The 18,689-nt window shown below is 63.8% G+C and carries 18 protein-coding genes and 1 tRNA gene; 3 read left to right on the top strand and 16 right to left on the bottom strand.

Annotated features, from left to right (window positions below; translation table 11 throughout):
* Window positions 1-18: 18 nt before the first annotated feature.
* Window positions 19-834 carry a class I SAM-dependent methyltransferase gene (locus tag KFF05_13150; protein UTW50876.1) on the bottom strand — a complete coding sequence of 272 codons (816 nt, stop codon included), beginning with the start codon at window positions 832-834 and terminating at the stop codon, window positions 19-21.
* 133 nt (window positions 835-967) lie between these two features.
* On the opposite strand from KFF05_13150, the gene KFF05_13155 reads away from it, so the two are divergent.
* Window positions 968-1,993, top strand: a complete 1,026-nt coding sequence (locus tag KFF05_13155) for a hypothetical protein (GenBank protein UTW50877.1) — start codon at window positions 968-970, stop codon at window positions 1,991-1,993.
* Window positions 1,994-2,002: 9 nt separating this feature from the next.
* On the opposite strand, the gene KFF05_13160 is transcribed toward KFF05_13155, so the two are convergent.
* The 11 genes from KFF05_13160 to KFF05_13210 form a co-directional block, all read right to left on the bottom strand.
* On the bottom strand, window positions 2,003-3,436 hold the full coding sequence (locus KFF05_13160) for a mannose-1-phosphate guanylyltransferase/mannose-6-phosphate isomerase (GenBank protein ID UTW50878.1): 1,434 nt from the start codon (window positions 3,434-3,436) through the stop codon (window positions 2,003-2,005).
* Complete coding sequence (locus KFF05_13165) at window positions 3,429-4,388, bottom strand: GDP-L-fucose synthase (GenBank protein UTW50879.1); 960 nt, start codon at window positions 4,386-4,388, stop codon at window positions 3,429-3,431. Before KFF05_13165 ends, KFF05_13160 begins: the two co-directional genes overlap by 8 nt.
* Window positions 4,381-5,460 (bottom strand): GDP-mannose 4,6-dehydratase, encoded by a 1,080-nt coding sequence (gmd, locus tag KFF05_13170; GenBank protein UTW53711.1) that lies wholly within the window; start codon window positions 5,458-5,460, stop codon window positions 4,381-4,383. Before gmd ends, KFF05_13165 begins: the two co-directional genes overlap by 8 nt.
* Window positions 5,461-5,558: 98 nt before the next feature.
* Window positions 5,559-8,219, bottom strand: coding sequence for a pyruvate, phosphate dikinase (gene ppdK / locus KFF05_13175; protein UTW50880.1), 2,661 nt, complete (start codon window positions 8,217-8,219; stop codon window positions 5,559-5,561).
* A gap of 7 nt (window positions 8,220-8,226) precedes the next feature.
* The gene (glyS, locus tag KFF05_13180; GenBank protein UTW50881.1) at window positions 8,227-10,278 is read right to left on the bottom strand and encodes a glycine--tRNA ligase subunit beta; all 2,052 of its coding nucleotides are present in this window, start codon (window positions 10,276-10,278) and stop codon (window positions 8,227-8,229) included.
* Window positions 10,278-11,180, bottom strand: a complete 903-nt coding sequence (locus KFF05_13185; GenBank protein UTW50882.1) for a glycine--tRNA ligase subunit alpha — start codon at window positions 11,178-11,180, stop codon at window positions 10,278-10,280. Before KFF05_13185 ends, glyS begins: the two co-directional genes overlap by 1 nt.
* A 104-nt stretch (window positions 11,181-11,284) precedes the next feature.
* Window positions 11,285-11,548: a hypothetical protein gene (locus KFF05_13190; protein ID UTW50883.1), complete on the bottom strand. Its 264-nt coding sequence runs from the start codon at window positions 11,546-11,548 to the stop codon at window positions 11,285-11,287.
* 62 nt (window positions 11,549-11,610) lie between these two features.
* Window positions 11,611-12,486 carry a S49 family peptidase gene (locus KFF05_13195; protein ID UTW50884.1) on the bottom strand — a complete coding sequence of 292 codons (876 nt, stop codon included), beginning with the start codon at window positions 12,484-12,486 and terminating at the stop codon, window positions 11,611-11,613.
* Between the two features lie 3 nt (window positions 12,487-12,489).
* On the bottom strand, window positions 12,490-12,921 hold the full coding sequence (locus tag KFF05_13200; protein ID UTW50885.1) for a hypothetical protein: 432 nt from the start codon (window positions 12,919-12,921) through the stop codon (window positions 12,490-12,492).
* A gap of 151 nt (window positions 12,922-13,072) precedes the next feature.
* The gene (locus KFF05_13205; protein ID UTW50886.1) at window positions 13,073-13,834 is read right to left on the bottom strand and encodes a methyltransferase; all 762 of its coding nucleotides are present in this window, start codon (window positions 13,832-13,834) and stop codon (window positions 13,073-13,075) included.
* An 8-nt stretch (window positions 13,835-13,842) separates the two neighbouring features.
* The gene (locus KFF05_13210; protein ID UTW50887.1) at window positions 13,843-14,076 is read right to left on the bottom strand and encodes a DUF2007 domain-containing protein; all 234 of its coding nucleotides are present in this window, start codon (window positions 14,074-14,076) and stop codon (window positions 13,843-13,845) included.
* A gap of 118 nt (window positions 14,077-14,194) precedes the next feature.
* On the opposite strand from KFF05_13210, the gene KFF05_13215 reads away from it, so the two are divergent.
* Entirely contained in the window at window positions 14,195-15,211 is a 1,017-nt protein-coding gene (locus KFF05_13215) for a polyprenyl synthetase family protein (GenBank protein UTW50888.1), read from the top strand.
* A gap of 42 nt (window positions 15,212-15,253) precedes the next feature.
* Here KFF05_13215 and KFF05_13220 read toward each other — a convergent pair whose 3' ends face one another.
* Genes KFF05_13220 through KFF05_13230 form a run of 3 tightly spaced genes read right to left on the bottom strand, consistent with a single transcriptional unit; the run spans window position 15,254 to window position 17,834 of the window.
* The gene (locus KFF05_13220; protein UTW53712.1) at window positions 15,254-15,499 is read right to left on the bottom strand and encodes a helix-turn-helix transcriptional regulator; all 246 of its coding nucleotides are present in this window, start codon (window positions 15,497-15,499) and stop codon (window positions 15,254-15,256) included.
* A 33-nt stretch (window positions 15,500-15,532) separates the two neighbouring features.
* Entirely contained in the window at window positions 15,533-16,159 is a 627-nt protein-coding gene (locus KFF05_13225; GenBank protein ID UTW50889.1) for a ParA family protein, read from the bottom strand.
* Window positions 16,160-16,190: 31 nt separating this feature from the next.
* On the bottom strand, window positions 16,191-17,834 hold the full coding sequence (locus KFF05_13230) for a CHAD domain-containing protein (GenBank protein UTW50890.1): 1,644 nt from the start codon (window positions 17,832-17,834) through the stop codon (window positions 16,191-16,193).
* A 362-nt stretch (window positions 17,835-18,196) separates the two neighbouring features.
* Between KFF05_13230 and KFF05_13235 the strand changes: the two genes are divergently transcribed.
* A tRNA-Pro gene (locus tag KFF05_13235) sits at window positions 18,197-18,273 on the top strand.
* A 166-nt stretch (window positions 18,274-18,439) separates the two neighbouring features.
* Here KFF05_13235 and KFF05_13240 read toward each other — a convergent pair.
* Window positions 18,440-18,670, bottom strand: coding sequence for a hypothetical protein (locus tag KFF05_13240; GenBank protein UTW50891.1), 231 nt, complete (start codon window positions 18,668-18,670; stop codon window positions 18,440-18,442).
* Between the last annotated feature and the right edge of the window lie 19 nt (window positions 18,671-18,689).

Here is an 18,689-nt window from a genome sequence, read left to right on the forward strand (position 1 = left end):
CAATCCCCTTCCCGGCCGTCAGGCCGACCGTGCCTTGTCCCGGCCGAACCGTTTGTTGAAGCTGCGTTTCCAACGATAGAAATGCCGGAACCGGCGCTGATGGGGCATGGCCTGCATGATTTCCCGCGCGCGGGCGTTGCCGTGGAAGGTGGCAAGCGTCCGCCGGACGGCGGGGTCGTCACCGAAATAAAGCGCGGCCATACCGGAACAGGTGCCGTAAAGAAGTTCGGGCGCCGCACCGGCGATGCGGGCGATCTCGGCCATGCCCGCGTTCATGTTCCACATCACCACATCGTGGAACAACACCAGGGCATCCTTGGCCAGGTAAGGCTGCACGGCCTTGAAGTCCTTCACCACCTGTTCGTTGGTGTGCAGGCCGTCGATGAAGCAGAACTCGATGGGGTCGTCGAACTGATCGGCCATGACGCCGGCGACACCGTCCGGCGAGACCGCCTGCACGGCGGTCAGGTTGAGACCTTCCTGACGGGCGAGCGTGTTGGTCATCTCCAACCCGGTCAGGGAATTGGCGTCGAAACCGGCGTCGATGGCGACGATCCGCGCCGTCGGATTCAACAGGCCCACGGCAAGCGCACTCCAGCCGAAGGAATTGCCGATCAGGAAGCCGGTCTTGGGCCGCCAGCCGTCGAACAGACATTCCAGGAAGTAGACTTCCTTCATGGAAATGCCGAGGCCGTTGGTGAAGCTTTCCCCGTCCTTCAAAAGCCAGGTGAAGGGCGCTTCGATGCAGCCGTCCAGGTGGCTCGGGCTGAGGCCGGACGAGACCGAAAAGCCGAGACCCTCGTACAGCTCATGGAGTTTGTTGATGATCGGCATTCGGCCCCTCGTTTTATCGCCCGCCTGTTTATACGACCTATGCCGCAGGTTGCCCAGACGGCGGTTTTGATCCATACGTGTCCCTTCGTCAAACAGTACGGGCGACGACGGAAAGACGAAGGAATTCGGCGGCGTGAGCGCTACGGAAACGGCCCCCCTGCAAATCCTGTTGCACAGCAAGTTCCTGGGCGACTGGATTCTGCGCCAAACACCTGATGGATCGGGCGTGTGGGGCAACTGCCAATTCATCGTCAACGGCCCGCCCGGCAACTATGACCGCGTCTTCATCTACGACACCATGGCCGGGCCGGTTCAGGCCACCTGCCCGCCGGACGGCACCTTCATGCTGGTCGGTGAACCGCCGGAGTTGAAGGATTATCCCCTGCCCTTCCTGGCCCAGTTTGGCAACGTCGTATCCCCGGACACCAACACACCGCACCCGAATCTGATCGACAGCCAAACGGCGCAGCCCTGGCTGGCCGGCATCGGCCAATACGTTGACGCCCCCAACAAGGCGATCATGACGCTGGAGGATCACCGCGCGGCGCGGCCGGAAAAGACCGGTCTGATTTCCGTGATCGCGTCGTTCCGCAACACGACCAACGGCCATCGTGCGCGCATCGCCCTGGTCGAGGCCCTGAAGAAAAAGTTCGGCGATCAGGTCGCCGTGATGGGCCGGGACGCCATCCCGTTCACGGAGAAATGGAGCGCCGTCGCCCCCTTCAAGTATCACGTCGCGCTGGAAAACAGCCGTTTCCCCAATTACTTCACGGAAAAGCTGGCGGACGCGTACCTGGGCGACACCTTCCCCTTCTATTGGGGATGCCCCAATGCCGAGGATTATTTCAATCCCGAAGGCTTCCGCCGCATCAACGTCTATGACCCTGAGAACACGGTCGAAACCATCGCCGCCGCGATCGACGAAGGGCTGTACGAAAAGACCCAGGCGATCCGCGACGCGGACCGCAGTCGCCTGATGGACGAACACAACATCTTCGCGCTTATGGCCCGGCTGGCCGAACGCCCAGTGAAGAATGCTCCGCAGGCCCTGACCTTGCAGCCGGAATCTGAATTCCGCGATTCCGAACTCCGCAAGCTGCGCAAGCGCCTGAAGCGCGCGGTACCGCGCAGCCTTCGGCCCAAACGATGGAAGGTCTAACAGGCCTTCCTAGTCGCGCTTGTAATCGTCTTGCAGGCGCTCGATGTCGTCTTCTTCAAGATAATCGCCGACCTGCACCTCAATCAGATGCAGGGGACGGTCCGTACGGTTTTCCAGCCGATGGACGGCACCGGCATCGATATAGGTCGACTGGTCCCGCTGCAGGGTAAATTCGTCGTCTCCGTTGACGACCGTGGCCGTGCCTTCGACCACCACCCAGTGTTCCGTGCGGTGCCTGTGGCGCTGCAGGGACAGACGCCCGCCCGGCTTGACCACCAGACGCTTGACCTTGAACCGCTCGCCGCGCTCGATATCCGTGAAGGCACCCCAAGGGCGGTGGACCCGGGGATGAGATGTGATTTCGCCCCGCCCCTCGGCGGCCAGGCGTTCGACCAGGGCTTTGACCTCGGACGCGCGGGCGCGGGGTGCGACGAACACGGCGTCGCCCGTGGCCACGACACATAGATCGCGCAGGCCGACCGCGGCGACCACGCCGCCGTCCTCATTGCGCAGATAACACCCCGCCACGTCCTCGGCGACGACGTCGCCGATCAGCGCGTTACCGGCTCCGTCCTTGTCCGCCAGATCCCAAAGCGCGTTCCACGCCCCCACGTCGTTCCAGCGGAAATCGGCGGTCACCACGGCAGCGCTGTCGGTCTTTTCCATGACCGCGTAGTCGATGGAATCCGACGGGCTTTCCGCGAAGGCTGTGGCGTCCAGCCGGATGAAATCCAAGTCCGCGCCGCGCCCGGCGACTGCCTTGCGGCAGGCCGCCAGCATGGTCGGATTGAAGGCCTCCAGCTCGGCTAGGAACTGGCGCACGGGAAACACGAACATGCCGCTGTTCCAGGCGTATTCGCCGCTGTCGACATAACCCGCCGCCGTCGCGGCATCTGGTTTTTCGACGAAGCGATCGACACGGAAGCAGGCGCCACCTTTGCCCAAATCCCCACCCCGCTTGATGTAGCCGTATTCCGTTGACGGATGGTTCGGCTGCACGCCGAAGGTCACCAGCATGCCATCCCGTGCCAATGCCTCTGCCTGATCGACGGCCTTCTGGAACGCTGTCCTGTCACCGATTACATGGTCCGACGGCAGCAGCAGCATCACCCCATCCGGGTCGTCTTCGCCGATCAGCAGGGCCGCGACGGCCGCGGCCGGGGCCGTGTTGCGGCCCACGGGTTCCAGCACGATCCGCGCATCCGACAAGCCCTGGTCGCGCAGTTGTTCGGCAACGACGAAGCGGTGTTCGTCATTGGCGATCACAAGGACGGGGGCATAGCGCGCGCGGTCGGACACCCGGCCCGCCGTTTCCTGCAACAGGCTTTCCTCGCCCATAAGCGGCAGCAACTGTTTGGGATAGGATGCCCGGGACAGGGGCCATAGGCGCGAGCCCGACCCACCGGAAAGAATGACCGGATAGAGCCTGCCCGCCTCAGTCATGCTCCGCCCCCGCGACGTTCGCGGCATACCAAGCATAGGCATCCGCGAAACCGGCTTCGGGCGGCCGGACAGCGGACCAGCCCATGGCCACCAGGCGGGACGAGTCCATCAACTTGCGGGGCGTGCCGTCGGGCTTGGAGGCATCGAAATGGAAGCCGCCTTCGTAGCCGATGACGCGGGCAAGCAGATGGGCCAGGTCCTTGATCGAGATTTCCGTGCCACTGCCGACATTGACGTGGTCGGCACCGGAATAGCGTTGCATCAGGAACACCAAGGCGTCGGCCAGGTCGTCGACATGCAGGAATTCGCGCAAGGGCGAACCCGTCCCCCAGATTTCGACGCTTTCCGCCCCCGTTACCTTGGCGCGGTGAATCTTGACCATCAGGGCCGCCGCGACATGGCTGGTCACCAGGTCGAAATTGTCGCCGGGACCGTACAGATTGGTCGGCATGGCGGAAATGAAATCACAGCCGTGCTGTTCCCGGTAGGCCTGACACAGCTTGATCCCCGCGATCTTGGCGACGGCATACCATTGGTTTGTCGGCTCCAGCGGCCCGGTCAGAAGCGCATCCTCACGCATCGGCTGGTCGGCCAGCTTGGGATAGATGCAGCTGGAGCCCAGGAACATCAACTTTTTCACCCCTGCGCGGTATGCGCCATGGATGATATTCGCCTCGATCATCAGATTGTCGTAGATGAAGTCCGCGGCGTAGGTCGCGTTGGCGAGGATACCGCCGACCTTGGCCGCCGCCAGGAATACGGCATCGGGCCTGACCTCTTCCATCCAGGCTTCGACCTCGGCCTGACGGGTCAGGTCGGCGGTGGCGCGGCCGACCGTCACGACCTCACAATCTTCCGCCGCCAGCCGCCGGAGCAGGGCCGACCCGACCATGCCCCGGTGGCCCGCCACCCAGACACGCTTGCCGGACAGGCTGAACGGGGTGTCAGTCACCGCCGCCGGCCCGCACCGCACCGGTCTCGGCGACCGCCGCCATGTCGGCCGCGACCATTTCCGTGACCAGGGTCTTGAACGGGGTCGTGTGCTTCCAACCGAGAACCTTTTCCGCCTTGGCCGGATCGCCGAGCAGCAGTTCGACCTCCGTCGGCCGGAAATAACGGGGGTCAATCTCGACCAGAACCCGGCCCGTGGCATCGTCGATGCCTTGTTCCTCAACGCCCTTGCCCTGCCAGCGGATGGCGACGCCCGTTTCGGCGAAGGCCAGTTCGACGAATTCGCGCACGCTGTGGGTCTCACCCGTAGCCAGGACAAAATCATCCGGCGTCGCCTGCTGGACGATCCGCCACATGCCCTCGACATAATCGCGGGCGTGGCCCCAGTCACGTTTAGCGTCCAGGTTGCCAAGGAACAGCTTGTCCTGAAACCCCTGAGCGATGGCGGCGACGGCGCGGGTGATCTTGCGGGTCACGAAGGTTTCCCCCCGGGTCGGGCCTTCGTGGTTGAACAGGATGCCGTTGGAGGCGTGCAGGCCATAGGCCTCGCGGTAATTTCGGGTGATCCAATAGGCGTACAGCTTGGCCGCCGCATAGGGGCTGCGCGGCTCGAACGGGGTGTTTTCGTCCTGCGGCGCCGGGGCGTTTCCGAAAAGCTCCGAGGTCGAGGCCTGATAGAACCTGGCCGTTTTTTCCAGGCCCAGGATACGCATGGCCTCAAGCAGCCGCAGCGTGCCCAGCGCGTCGGAATTCGCCGTGTATTCCGGGGTTTCGAAGCTGACCTGGACATGGCTTTGCGCCGCCAGGTTATAGATTTCCGTGGGCTGTGTTTCCTGGACCAGGCGGATCAGGTTGGTGGCGTCCGTCATGTCACCGTAGTGCAGGTGGAAACGGACGTCCCGCTCGTGAGGATCCTGGTACAGATGGTCGACACGGTCGGTATTGAACGACGACGAGCGTCGTTTGACCCCGTGAACGGTGTATCCCTTGCCGAGCAGCAGTTCAGCCAGGAGGGCACCGTCCTGGCCGGTCACGCCGGTAATCAGTGCAACTTTATCGGACACGCGGCGGATTCCTCCCACTACCCCTTCAGAACACCGCACCGATTATACCCGCAGGACAGGCGGGTGGCGGCCCTAATTATCGGACCGCGCCGCCCGCGCGGCCGGCCTTACTTATCGGCAAGCGCCGCCTGGGCGGCGGCAAGGCGCGCGATCGGCACCCGGTAGGGTGAGCACGACACGTAAGTCAGCCCGACCCGGTGACAGAAAGCGACGGAGGCCGGATCGCCGCCGTGCTCGCCACAGATGCCGAGCTTGATGTCCGGGCGGGTCTTGCGCCCGCGCTCCACACCGATCTGCACCAGTTCACCCACGCCTTCCTGGTCGATGGACACGAAGGGATCCTGTTCCAGAACGCCCTGGCGCTGATAGATGTCGAGGAAGGTGCCCGCATCGTCGCGTGAAAAGCCGTAGGCGGTCTGCGTCAGATCGTTGGTCCCGAACGAGAAGAATTCCGCCTGTTCGGCGATCTGGTCGGCGATCAGGCAGGCGCGCGGCAACTCGATCATGGTGCCGACCATGTAGGGCAATTCGATCCCCTGTTCGGCCATGACTTCCTTGGCGATGCGGTCGATGATCGCCTTCTGCATCTCGAACTCCTTCTTGACGGAGACGAGGGGCACCATGACCTCGGGATAGGCCTTCTTGCCTTCCTTCATGATCTCGGCCTGGGCCTCGAAGATGGCGCGGGCCTGCATTTCGCAGATTTCCGGATAGGCGATGGCCAGGCGGCAGCCACGATGGCCCAGCATGGGGTTGCTTTCGTCCAGTTCCGCCCGGCGCACGCGAACGTCTTCCGTGGTCACGCCGGCGGCCTTGGCGACCTCGGCCATTTCCTCATCCGTGTGCGGCAGGAATTCGTTCAAGGGCGGATCCAGCAGGCGGATGGTGATCGGCAGGCCGTCCATGATGTGGAACAGCTCCAGGAAATCCTGACGCTGATGCGGTAACAGATTGTCCAGCGCCTTGCGCCGCTCGGCCTCGTCACGGGCCAAAATCATCTGGCGCATGTGAACGATGCGGTGCGGGTCGAAGAACATGTGCTCCGTGCGCGACAGGCCGATGCCCTCGGCGCCGAACTTCTTGGCGGTCAGCGCGTCCAGCGGCGTTTCCGCGTTGGCGCGCACGCCGATCACCTTGATCTCATCGACCCAGGCCATCAGTTCACCGAAATCGCCGGACACCTCGGGCTGGATCATGGCGACTTCGCCCAGCATGATTTCGCCGGTCGAGCCGTCCAAGGTGATGACGTCGCCTTCGTTCAGGGTCTGGCCGAGGGCGTGCAGGGTCTTCTTGCTGTAGTCGACGCGCAACTCACCCGCCCCGGACACGCAGGGGGTGCCCATGCCGCGGGCGACAACGGCGGCGTGGCTGGTCATGCCGCCGCGGGTCGTCAGGATGCCTTCGGAGACATGCATCCCGGTGATGTCCTCGGGCGAGGTTTCCGTGCGGCACAGGATGACCTTCTCGCCCTTGTCGACCCAGGCTTCCGCGTCTTCGGCCGAGAACACGATGCGCCCCGTGGCCGCCCCCGGCGAGGCCGGCAGGCCGCGCCCGATGACGGTCTTTTCCGCCTTGGCGTCCAGAGTCGGGTGGAGAAGCTGATCCAGCTGCGCCGGGTCGATGCGCGCGACGGCCTCGTCCTTGGTGATCAGGCCTTCGGCCACCATGTCGACGGCGATCTTCAGCGCGGCCTTGGCCGTGCGCTTGCCGGAGCGGGTCTGCAGCATCCACAGCTTGCCCCGCTCGATGGTGAACTCCATGTCCTGCATGTCCTTGTAGTGGCGCTCCAGCTTGTCGCGCACGGCGACCAGCTCGCCGAACACGGGCGGCATGGCGGTTTCAAGGGACTGCAAATTGGATTCCTGCTGATCGCGTTCGAACTCGGTCAGCGGCTGCGGCGTACGGATGCCGGCAACCACGTCCTCGCCCTGAGCGTTGATCAGGAATTCACCGTAAAAATGATCGTCGCCCGTGGACGGGTTGCGCGTGAAGCACACACCGGTGGCGCAATCGTCGCCCATGTTGCCGAACACCATGGCCTGCACGTTGACGGCCGTGCCCCAGGCGGCGGGAATATCGTTAAGGCGCCGGTAGGTGATGGCGCGGGTGTTCATCCAGCTGCCGAACACGGCGCCGATGGCGCCCCACAATTGGGCCTGCGGGTCCTGGGGGGAGCCTTCGCCCCGTTCGTCCTGCACCAGCTTCTTGAAATCCTTGACCACGGCCTTCCAGTCGTCGCCGGTCAGCTCGGTGTCCAGGCTCTTGCCCAGGCGGTCCTTGTGCTCTTCCAGGACGTCTTCGAAATTGTGGTGTTCAACGCCCAGCACGACGTCAGAAAACATCTGGATGAAACGCCGGTAGCTGTCATAGGCGAAGCGTGCGTCGCCGCTTTCTTTGGCCAGGGCCTCGACCGTCTGGTCGTTGAGGCCCAGGTTCAGGATGGTGTCCATCATCCCCGGCATGGAAGCCCGGGCACCGGAGCGGACGGAAACCAGAAGCGGTTTGTCCGTGGAACCAAAGGTCCGGCCCAGGCCCTTTTCGACCTTGGCCAGGGCCGCCGCGACGGCATCCTTCAGGTCGCCGGGATAGGTCTTTTCATGATCGTAGTAATAGGTGCAGACCTCGGTCGTGATGGTGAACCCGGGAGGTACCGGCAGGCCCAGGCCCGCCATTTCGGCCAGGTTGGCACCCTTGCCGCCCAGAAGTTCCTTCATCCCCGCATCGCCGTCCGCGGTGCCGTTCCCGAAGTTGTAGACCCATTGTGTCATCGAATACCTATCCTTCGATCTTGGAAAAGTCGGCGACGCCTTCCAGCGCCGTCCGGATCATGGAGAGCAGTTTCAAACGGTTCTCGCGAACCTTGGCGTCGTCCGTATTGACGGTGACCTTGTCGAAGAAGGCGTCGACGGGCGCGCGCAGACCGGCCAGCGCCGCCATGGCGCCGGTGAAGTCTTCGGCCGCGACCTTTTCCACGATCGCCGGGGACGCGTCTTCGAGCGCGCTGTAGAGCGCCCGTTCCGCGTCGTCCGTCAAAAGCGTGTCGTCGGGCTGCGCTGCGTAGGACGTTGCGTCCTTCTTTTCTTCGATCTTCAGGATGTTGGCCGCGCGCCGATAGGCGGTCAAAAGATTGCCGCCGTCGTCGCTGCCAAGGAAGTCGGCCAGCGCCTCAACCCGCGCCAGCAGACGCACCAGATCGTCTTCCCCGCCAAGCGCGAACACCGCATCGATATGGTCGTGCTTCACGCCCTGTTCGCGCAGATGAACCTTCAGGCGATCGGCGAAGAAGGTCAGCAGGTCCGGCCCGACTGCATCGCCCTTACCATAAAGGTCCCGGGACTGGACGAAGGCATCAAGCAACGGCAGCCGCAGCTTGTTTTCGATGATCAGGCGGATCACGCCCAGCGCCGCACGGCGCAAGGCGTAGGGATCTTTCGAGCCCGTCGGCTTTTCGTCGATGGTCCAGAAACCAACCAGGCTGTCGATCTTGTCGGCCAGCGCCACGCAAACGCTTTCCGGCTTCGACGGGCAGGCGTCGGAGGGTCCAAGCGGCGAATAATGCTCGGCGATGGCGGCGGCCACGGCCTCGCTCTCACCGTCGTGGCGGGCGTAATAAGCGCCCATGACGCCCTGCAGGTCCGGGAATTCACCGACCATCCCGGTCGACAAGTCCGCCTTGGCGAGGCGCGCGGCGGAGCGCACCTTGTCGCGGTCCGCCTTGGGCACATAGTCGCAGAGGGCTGCGGCCAGAGCCTGCATGCGGTCGACCTTTTCATCGAGCGTGCCCAGCTTGGCGTGGAACACCCGGTCCTTCAGCTGCGGCGCCTTGGACGCCAGGGTCGTCTTGCGATCCTGGTCCCAGAAGAACTTGGCATCGGCCAGGCGCGCGCGTAGGACGCGTTCGTTCCCGGCGATGACCTGACGGCCGCCGTCGGCGGTTTCCCGGTTGGCGACGAGCACGAACTTGGCCGCCAGATTGCCCTTGGCGTCTTCGGTCGCGAAATATTTCTGATGCTTGCGCATGGAGGTGATGAGAACCTCCGGCGGCACGTCCATGAATTCGGCGTCGATTCCCCCCATCAGCACGACCGGCCATTCGACCAGCCCCGCGACCTCGTCCAACAAGGCCGGGTCGTCCTTCAGGGTCACGCCGGCGCCCTTGCACATTCTGGCGGCGTCGGCGGCGATGGTCTGCTTGCGGGTGTCCGGGTCGATCACGACCTTGGCCGCCTTCATCGCCTTTTCGTAGTCGGCGAAATCGGATACCGAAATACCGGCGGGCGCCATGAAGGCGTGTCCCCGGGTGGTGACCCCGGCCTGAATGCCGGCGAATTCCAATTCCAGGCCTTCCTGATCGTAAACCGCAAGGATCGAATGCAGCGGGCGTACCCAGCGCGCCTTGCCCGTGCCCCAGCGCATGGACTTGGGCCAGGGCAGGGCCTGCAGGGCGGCCTGGATGATGTCCGGCAGGATCAGGCGTGTCTTGCCGCCCGCCTGTTCGACCTGGGCGAACAGAAAGGTGCCCTTTTCCGTTTCCCGTTCCGTGATCTTGGTGTCCTTGGGCAGGGATTTCATGAAGCCCTGCTTGGCCTGTTCCGGCGCGTCGGCGCGGGGGCCGCGGCGTTCCTCGGAAATGTCGGCCTGCTTGGCCGGCAGGCCGTGGACGACCAGGGTCAGGCGGCGCGGGGTAACGTAGGTCTGCGCATTGGTGTAGGACAGCCCCGCACCCTTCAGACCGTCGCCGACCAGGCGTTTCAGGTCATCGGCGGCCCGCGCCTGCATGCGGGCGGGGATTTCCTCGGACAGAAGTTCCAGAAGAAGCTCGGGCATCACGCGACCTCAACCCCTTGGGATTTCATCCAGGCCTTGGCCGATCCCTTGGCCAGATCGCGCACGCGCAGGATGAAGGCCTGGCGTTCGGTGACGCTGATGACGCCCCGCGCATCCAGAAGGTTGAACAGATGCGACGCCTTCAGACAGTAGTCATAGGCAGGCAGCGCCAGGTCTTTGGACAGCAGGTGCGCGCATTCCTTTTCCGCGTCTTCGAAATGGCGGCGCAGCATGTCGGTCGAGGCATGTTCGAAGTTATGGGCGGAATATTCCCGTTCGGCCTGCAGGAACACGTCGCCGTAGGTCTTGCCGCCCTTGTCCTTAGGCTGGCCGTCCCAATCCAGGTCATAGACGTTTTCGACGCCCTGCACGTACATGGCCAAGCGTTCCAGCCCGTAGGTGATTTCTACCGGCACCGGATCGCATTCATAGCCACCGACCTGTTGGAAATAGGTGAACTGCGTCACTTCCATGCCGTCACACCAGACTTCCCAGCCCAGGCCCCAGGCGCCCAGGGTCGGGCTTTCCCAGTCGTCCTCGACGAAACGGATGTCGTGGGTGTCCTTGTCGATGCCGATGGCATAGAGGCTTTCCAGATAGGTCTGCTGCACGTCCGCCGGGCTCGGTTTCATGAGCACCTGAAACTGGTAATAATGCTGCAGGCGGTTTGGATTCTCGCCGTAACGACCGTCGGTCGGGCGGCGCGACGGCTGCACATAGGCGCATTTCCACACGTCAACCGGCTTGCCCAGCGAACGCAGGGTGGTCGCCGGGTGGAAGGTCCCGGCGCCCACTTCCATGTCATAGGGCTGCAGAATCACGCAGCCCTGGTCGGCCCAGAACTGCTGAAGCGTGAGGATGAGCGACTGAAAGCTCGGCTTGTCGCCGGAGGTATTCGCCATGGCGGCGGGTTCCAAAGGATTTGCGGTTAAGAAATCGCGTTATGTTGCGGTGCCAGAAAATAGGGGGCGGGGTCCGGACGGTCAAGGAAGGAACCGCACCTTCGTTACTCCGGATAGGGACAGTCGGTTTTACCGCAATGGCGCATGCCCTGAGCGGCGACGAACGCACCACAGGTCGTGCATTCAACCATGTCCTCGACCTCGGGCATCTTGGCCTTGGCGGGCCCGGATTCCTTCATCCGGCGGGCTTCCTGGCGGTCGAGCGTGCGTTTCTGGGCCTGCATGCGGCCCAGCCACTTGAACGCGTACCACACGGCGGCGATGGCCAAGCCCGTGAACAACAGTTTTTGGATGGAAAATCCGAACATGGGGCCTTTTAGGGGTTGGGCGGCAGAGCGGTCAAGGAATCCCGTGGCTTGTTATGGCCGGATTATAGCCCGAAACGGTTCCAGATCAGGCGTTCCTCAATGGCAGCCACGGCCTGGCCCGCCCAATCGGGGCCGGCGGGGGCATCGGACAGAGCGCCGAACCGCAGGCGGCCGAAAAGTCCCCGCCGCTCACCGACCAGCCGCAGCTTCACCTTGTCGCCGTAGCGCGCGCGCATGACCGCCCGCAGATCACCAAGGCCGTCGATCAGGCCCAGCTCCATGGCCTTGGTCCCGGTCCAGAAGGCGCCGGAGAACAGGTCCTTTTCCGCACCCTTGAGGCGACCGCCCCGACGGGCACGCACCATGTCCTTGAAGGCTTCGTGAATGTCTCCCTGGATGTCCTTCAGGTGTTTCACCTCGGCCGGCTTTTCCGGCTGGAACGGGTCGAGCATGGCTTTCTTGTCGCCGGACGTGTGCAGGCGGCGTTCCACCCCCAGCTTTTCGATCAGGCCCTGCAGGCCGAATCCGCCCGACACCACACCGATGGAGCCGATGATGGAGGACGCATCCGCATAGATTTCATCAGCGGCGCAGGCCAGCCAGTAGCCGCCCGACGCGGCGACGTCTTCGGCAAAGGCGATGACGGGGATCTGCTTTTCGTCGGCCAATTGCCGGATGCGGCCGGCGATCAGAGCCGATTGCACGGGCGAGCCGCCCGGTGAATTGACGGCCAGCGCCACGGCCTTGAGATTGCGCAGCTTGAACGCGCGCTGAAGAACGCCCGCTTGGCTGCCCAGGCTGAGCCCCCGGCGAAACCCGCCCATCGCCCCGATGACACCGGACAGCCGAACCACGGCCACCGTGGGCGGCGGATCAAGCAAGGCGCCGATGACGGGAAGTGCGCCGAGACCGCGGGATTCCGGCTGGGTGTCTGACATGCCTTATTGTGCGGCCTTGCGCCCCACGCTGTCCACCGCGAAGGCGGAGGACAGATCCGGTTCATCGAAATCGGCGGCCGACCGGTTCGACTTCGCCGCCATGGCCTGTTGCAGGGCCGACAGTTTGCGAAGCTTTTCATCAAGGATGTTGAGATCCGCGCGGACCTGCGACTTGAGCGCCGCCATTTCACCATCGACAAGATCGAACTTGGCATCGGACACACTGGCAACGTCGCGGGTGATCCACTTCTGGCGCTGGAGCATTTCTTTTTCGACGTGATCTTTCAGTCGATCCAGCTCGTAGGCCAAATCGTCCTTCATCTGAATTTTGATCTGATAGACGTTCTTGGCCAGGGTGCTGACGTAGAACAACACACCCAGAACGCCCAATGCGATGAATGCGCCAATAACGGCGATAACCGCTGCGTTACCCACTATTTCACCGGCCCCCAAAGACCGTCCCTGAATTTTTGATATTTGGCGTCGTTTCGCGCCGTATATGATGTAAGCATTCTGTAAGGAATATCCCAGGTGGAGACCGGCCTGACAAGTGACGAGACGCACAGATTTGGCCACTTTCTCGACCTTAGGGGCGATTTATCGCGATATCCGCATACCCCCGTAGGATTCGATCCACAGGGGCCGAAAAATCACCTCCCGGTTCATGCAAAACCAGGGGCGTTAGCCTGCGGCGATTGGCCGCCGCGTCCTTGATTCCCTGCGCGATCATTCGCCCCGGACGGCCTTCTCCCGGCTTGCCTTGAACCGGCTGCAGGGTGACCGCGCCGAGGGAGGCCGACATGAGATCCGCCAGTTCATCCCCCCGTCCGCCATGATGGATGAAGGTGACCGTGCCGCCGCCCCGCACCAGCCGGGCGGCCGTCCGCACCCAATCGGCCAGTTCGGCCCGCCCCTCCACCGTCGCCATTGCCTTCACCGGATCAGGCGAAGGGCGCGAGGTGCCGGCCTTTTGAAAGGGCGGATTGGCCATGACATGATCGAACGCCCCGGCCCCGATGCCGCCCGGCGGGGTCAGCAGGTCCCCCGCCATGAATTGGACCGCATCCGCCATGCCGTTGGCCGTGACACTTTCGCGGGCCAAGGCGATCAGCGGTTCCTGAATATCCAGGCCGGTGACCGCCACCCCGGCCACGCGATGGGCCAGACACAACGCCGCCGCCCCGGCACCGCATCCCAAGTCCAGCACGCGGTCGCCGGGCCGGGCCGGAACGGCCGCCTGCATCAGGATCGGGTCGATGGCGGAACGGTAGCCACGCCGGGGCTGATAACAGACGACCCGGCCGTCCAACAGGCGGGTCTCCTCGGCGTCTATGGCGGCAAAAGTCATGGCGCGCCTCAATCCAGGGGGTCGCGTTCACCGCGGGCGATTTCCTCGGCCTCGACGATGACACGCTTGGCAAGGGCAAGGTCGTCCTCGTCCACCATGATACGGCGCTGGATGGCCAGGACGTTGCCGTCCATGAAACTGGCATGCATGTCGAACACCTGGGCCGGCACGTCGAGCGCGGCCAGCCGCGCCTGCATCCAGGACAGCAGCACGGGATCGTTGGTGCGGAACAATTCGACCATGGCGCCCCCCTTCCCCGCCCCGTCCGTCGCAGTTGACCATGGGGCCTGACGGTCCCTATGCTCACGGCTCCTGGAACAACCGTCAAGCGACGAACAATCGGATATAAGGGGAAGCGCCGTGGCCCTTGTGGTCGACCTTGAAGGCGAACGCCAAAAGAAACCCAACCTGGACAAGCTTCAGGCCCTGGTCGCCGACGACCTGAAGGCCGTGAACGAGGTCATCGTCCAGCGCATGGAAAGCTCGGTCGCCCTGATTCCGCAGCTTGCGGGGCATCTGGTCGCGTCCGGCGGCAAGCGTCTGCGTCCCATCCTGACTCTCGCCTCGGCCCGTATGTGCGGCTACCAAGGCAACCGCCACATCCCGCTGGCCGCCTGCGTCGAATTCATCCATACGGCGACCCTTCTGCACGACGACGTGGTCGATGAAAGCGAACTGCGCCGGGGCCAGGCATCAGCCAACGCGGTCTGGGGCAATCAGGCCAGCGTGCTGGTCGGCGATTTCCTGTTTTCCCGCGCGTTCCAGGTGATGGTCGCCGACGGCGCGATCAAGGTGCTGAAAATTCTGTCCGATGCCTCGGCGGTGATCGCCGAGGGCGAGGTCATGCAACTGATGACCACCGGCGATACGGCAACAGGCGAAGCCAACTATCTGGAAGTCATCACCGCCAAGACGGCGGAACTGTTCGCCGCCGCCTGCCGCATCGGCGCCGTGGTCGCCGAACGCCCCAAGGCGGAAGAAGACGCCCTGTTGTCCTACGGCACCAATCTGGGCATCGCGTTTCAGTTGATCGACGACGTGTTGGACTATTCCGCCAAGCAGGCCGAACTGGGCAAGACCGTGGGCGACGATTTCCGCGAGGGTAAGATTTCGCTGCCGACGATCCTGGCGTTCAACCGAGGCAACGAGGCCGAACGCACGTTCTGGCGCCGCACGCTTGAGGACATGGACCAGACCGACGACGATCTGGCCCATGCCATCACCCTGATGACCAAGCATCATGCCCTGTCCGACACGGTCGACCGGGCGCGGCATTACGGCGCCGTGGCGCGTGATGCGCTCGGCATCTTCCCCGACAACGCGCAGAAACAGGCACTTCTGGAACTGGTCGATTTCTGTATTGAGCGGGCGTACTGACCTAAATTCTGCGTCCGGCGCCGGCTGGCCGCGATCCCCGGTTCAGTCCTTGGACTTCTTGCCGCGCGGTTTCAACTTCGCGCTGTCCTTGCCGTCGAAATCGCCGACGCCGCTTTCGATGGCATAGCAGGCCAGCCGGACGGACAGCGGAATCTCCACCGTCTTTCCGTCGCGCTCACCCTTTTCATAGTACTGGATGATGCGGGGCTTCAGGCCCAGCGCCTTTGCCGCGTCCTTCTGCGACAACTTGTGGCGCTTGCGCCAATGCCGGAATGCGTCGCCGTCCATGCTCATGTTCTGTAACTCAAGTGTCATGACAATCTAGTTCGTCTCGACAAAGGTGATCAATGGGGACCAATCCGCCTGAGCATCCAGGGATCGCCGATCACCCTTGTCGAACACGCTGACGCCCGAATAGGCCCCATCCGTGTAAAGCGCCCGGTCGGCGATGATCGTCCCCACCGGATGTTCCAGGGTTGCGATGAACGTGTCCAATTCCTGGGCCGAACGCGTGCGCGCCCGCACCCGGTTACCGACCAGGATTACCGGCTTTTTATGGCTGCGGATCGGCTTCAGATCGTCGACTTTCTTCAGGAACCGCTGCGTCGCCGCCTGATCGAAAGCCGAGGGCAGGATCGGCAGGATGATGACCTCGGCCATCTTCAGCAGTTCGCGGAACCGCGCCAGGCCGAGCGCCGCCGGCGCATCGATGACCAGGCGCTGCACCTTCTTGGGCGGCGCCTTGAACGTCTTGGTCCAATCCAGCCCGGTGATGTCCGGAAGGTCCGCAGGGCGACGCTTGAGCCAGGACAGGCTGCTTTTCTGGCGGTCGACATCGGCCAGCGCCGTGTTCAGACCGCCCTGGGCGAAGGCCGCGGCCAGGTTCGTCGCGATGGTTGTCTTGCCGCAACCGCCCTTGGAATTTGCGATCAGAATCGCGCGCGCCATATCCGTCGTCCCTCTGCCAACTTGCCGGTGGCTATTTGCCCTTGCGCCAGAACGGCCGGGCGTTGGTGAACGTGTCCCAATCGGTCAGCAGGCGCGGTTCACTGTCGTAGAGCCCCCGCGCGTGCCAGCCCATGATGGCGGCCGAGGCCTTGTCGATCGCCGCTGCCTTGCCGCCCCGTCCGCCCGGATGGTCGGCCGCCAGATCGGCCAGCAAGGTTTCCGCCACGGCGACATCGTTGAGATGACCGAAATCGTCCTGCAAGCGTTCCAGCGCGCGCAGATATTTCTTCTTGGCGGGCGAGTCATACAGCGCCTGCAGAAAATCCGTGTTGTAGCGCAGCTTCTTGAGCCGGATGCGCAACAGATGCCGCGCCGGCACATCCAGTTTCGCCAGGCCGTCGCCGGCGCGCAGCGCCTTCTTGTGCGCGCGGTTCAGGATCGAGGCTGCCCAATCCATGATCGGCTGGGCCAGCGGGTGATCCGGCGGACAGGGCTGCGGGGCCCAGCCCTGGGTTTCCGTGAAGGCCGACAGGCGCAGCACCAGCCCGGCATAGCGGGGCGACTTCAGGGCTTCGCGTACCAGGGCATAGGCGTCGAGCCGGCGATCTTCGGCGGCGGCGGCCAATTCGATCATGGCCGCCGGCTCGACCCCCGCCTTTTTCGGCGGGCCGAGAATTTCGGCGACGAACACGTCCCAATCGCGGGCCGGGCCGAACTGATCAGCAATCCATTTCAATTCCGCCTTCAACCAGTCCACCCGGGCCGGATCAAGCAGCTTGGAAAACACCGACAGCATGGAGCGCATGCGCCGGACGGCGACGCGGAACTGATGCACGCCTTCCGGATCCGTGCCCTCGATGGCCGGCCCCTCGTTGGCCAACATGTGGCGGGTACCCGCGCGCAAAATCTCGGCGATGGCCGCGTTGACCGATTGATCGGGGCGCAGGATCGTGCGTCCGGCGCGCACGGGAACAACCTTGGGCGGCGTCAGCAGCCGGTAGCCGCGCGCCGCCTTGGTTTCCTGAATAATGGTCAGGCCCGCCGTCTGCTGTAGCTCCAGCGCCACCTCGAACAGGTCGCGGGGATCGCCCTGCAACAGTTCCAGTTCGCATTCCTGGATCTTCTCGCGCAGTTTGGCCCGGGCGCCCTTTACCGGGGTGCCCGCGGCGTTGCGATTGACGGCGACGACCTCGCCGTTGTCGATGGCGATTTCGATGCGGCTTTCCGGGCCCATGGCACCGCGGCGGGTGACCACCGCCCGCTCGCGGGTAAAGCGGGTGCGGAAAGTTTCCTGCAACTCGCCGGGCAGGACAAGTCCCATGACCTCGACCGCCGCCTCGGGCAACAGGTCCAGACGCGGGGTCAGGCTGTCGACTTCCTGTTCCCATTCGCCGCGCGCGAACAGGGCGCCGGTGCCGTCGTTTTGCGATTTCACGTTCTGGATGAACCGGCCCTTCTTGCGGCGCACGCGCAAGGTCGCCCCCCGCCGGCCAAGCCGCATGTCCGGGGTGTCGTAATAGACACTTTCCAGATCGTCGGTAACCCAGGTGAGGTTGTTGCTGGACAGGCCTTGGGCCACCTTCCGGACGGCGCGCAGTTGGGCAGCCGTGCCGCCCAGCTTGCATTCGTATTCCCGGTCGCCTGTTCCATCGGCCTGGGGTGCCGTTGACGTCAATGACACGCCTCCCCGACCACGCTGCATACTGTCCGTCAAAATGCCCCCCCGCCAGACCAACGAAGTCCCGCGTTTGATCCCTGTTTACGCGTCCGTGATTTGCCGCATATCGCACAAAACCGCACAAAGTGCGTATTTTCAGACTACATCCCGACCCCACCGCGATCAATCAAGAAATTCACCCATGGCGGCAGCCCGCGCGCGCGGGTTTACGGCCCCGCCGGACGGCGGAAAAGCGGCGCGTGACGACGGTGCGTTCAGGCGCTTGCTCTGGCCCTCAAGCACCGCTATAACGGGCGCCCGTCGCGGCCCGGCAGCAAGGGACCTCAAGTTCCTTCCGGCTTTTTCCGCGGCGTCCATGCCGGAGTGTAGCTCAGCCTGGTAGAGCACCGTCTTCGGGAGGCGGGGGTCGGAGGTTCGAATCCTCTCACTCCGACCATTCCGGGCGTAAGCCCGATATGTCGAAACGGAAACGGCCCCTGGGGATTTTATCCCCCAGGGGCCGTTTTTCCGTTCCGGGCGCCGGTCTCTCGCCAGCGGCCGGCGCTCTTTTCAGCGGCAGGTGCTAACCCGCGCCAAGCGGAACGTGTCTGATCGGCTTGCCGCTATTCGGCGGCGACCAGGCTACGGGCCTGGTTCAGCGTGGTGGCGGCGTCGCGGAAGTTGCCGTCGGCACATTCCGTGCGGGCCCGCTCGACCAACTGGTTGAACATCAGTTCGGCCTGTTCACCGACGGCGGGGTTTTCGTCCTTCGACTTCAGCGTATCGGTGATGACCTGTTCACAAACCGGCAGGGTGGCGATTTCCTGCGCGGAGACGGCCGTGGCGAACGGCACAACAGAAAGGAATCCAAGC

The sequence above is a fragment of the bacterium SCSIO 12827 genome (genome assembly GCA_024397995.1).
Classification (GTDB): Bacteria; Pseudomonadota; Alphaproteobacteria; order Rhodospirillales; family Casp-alpha2; genus UBA1479.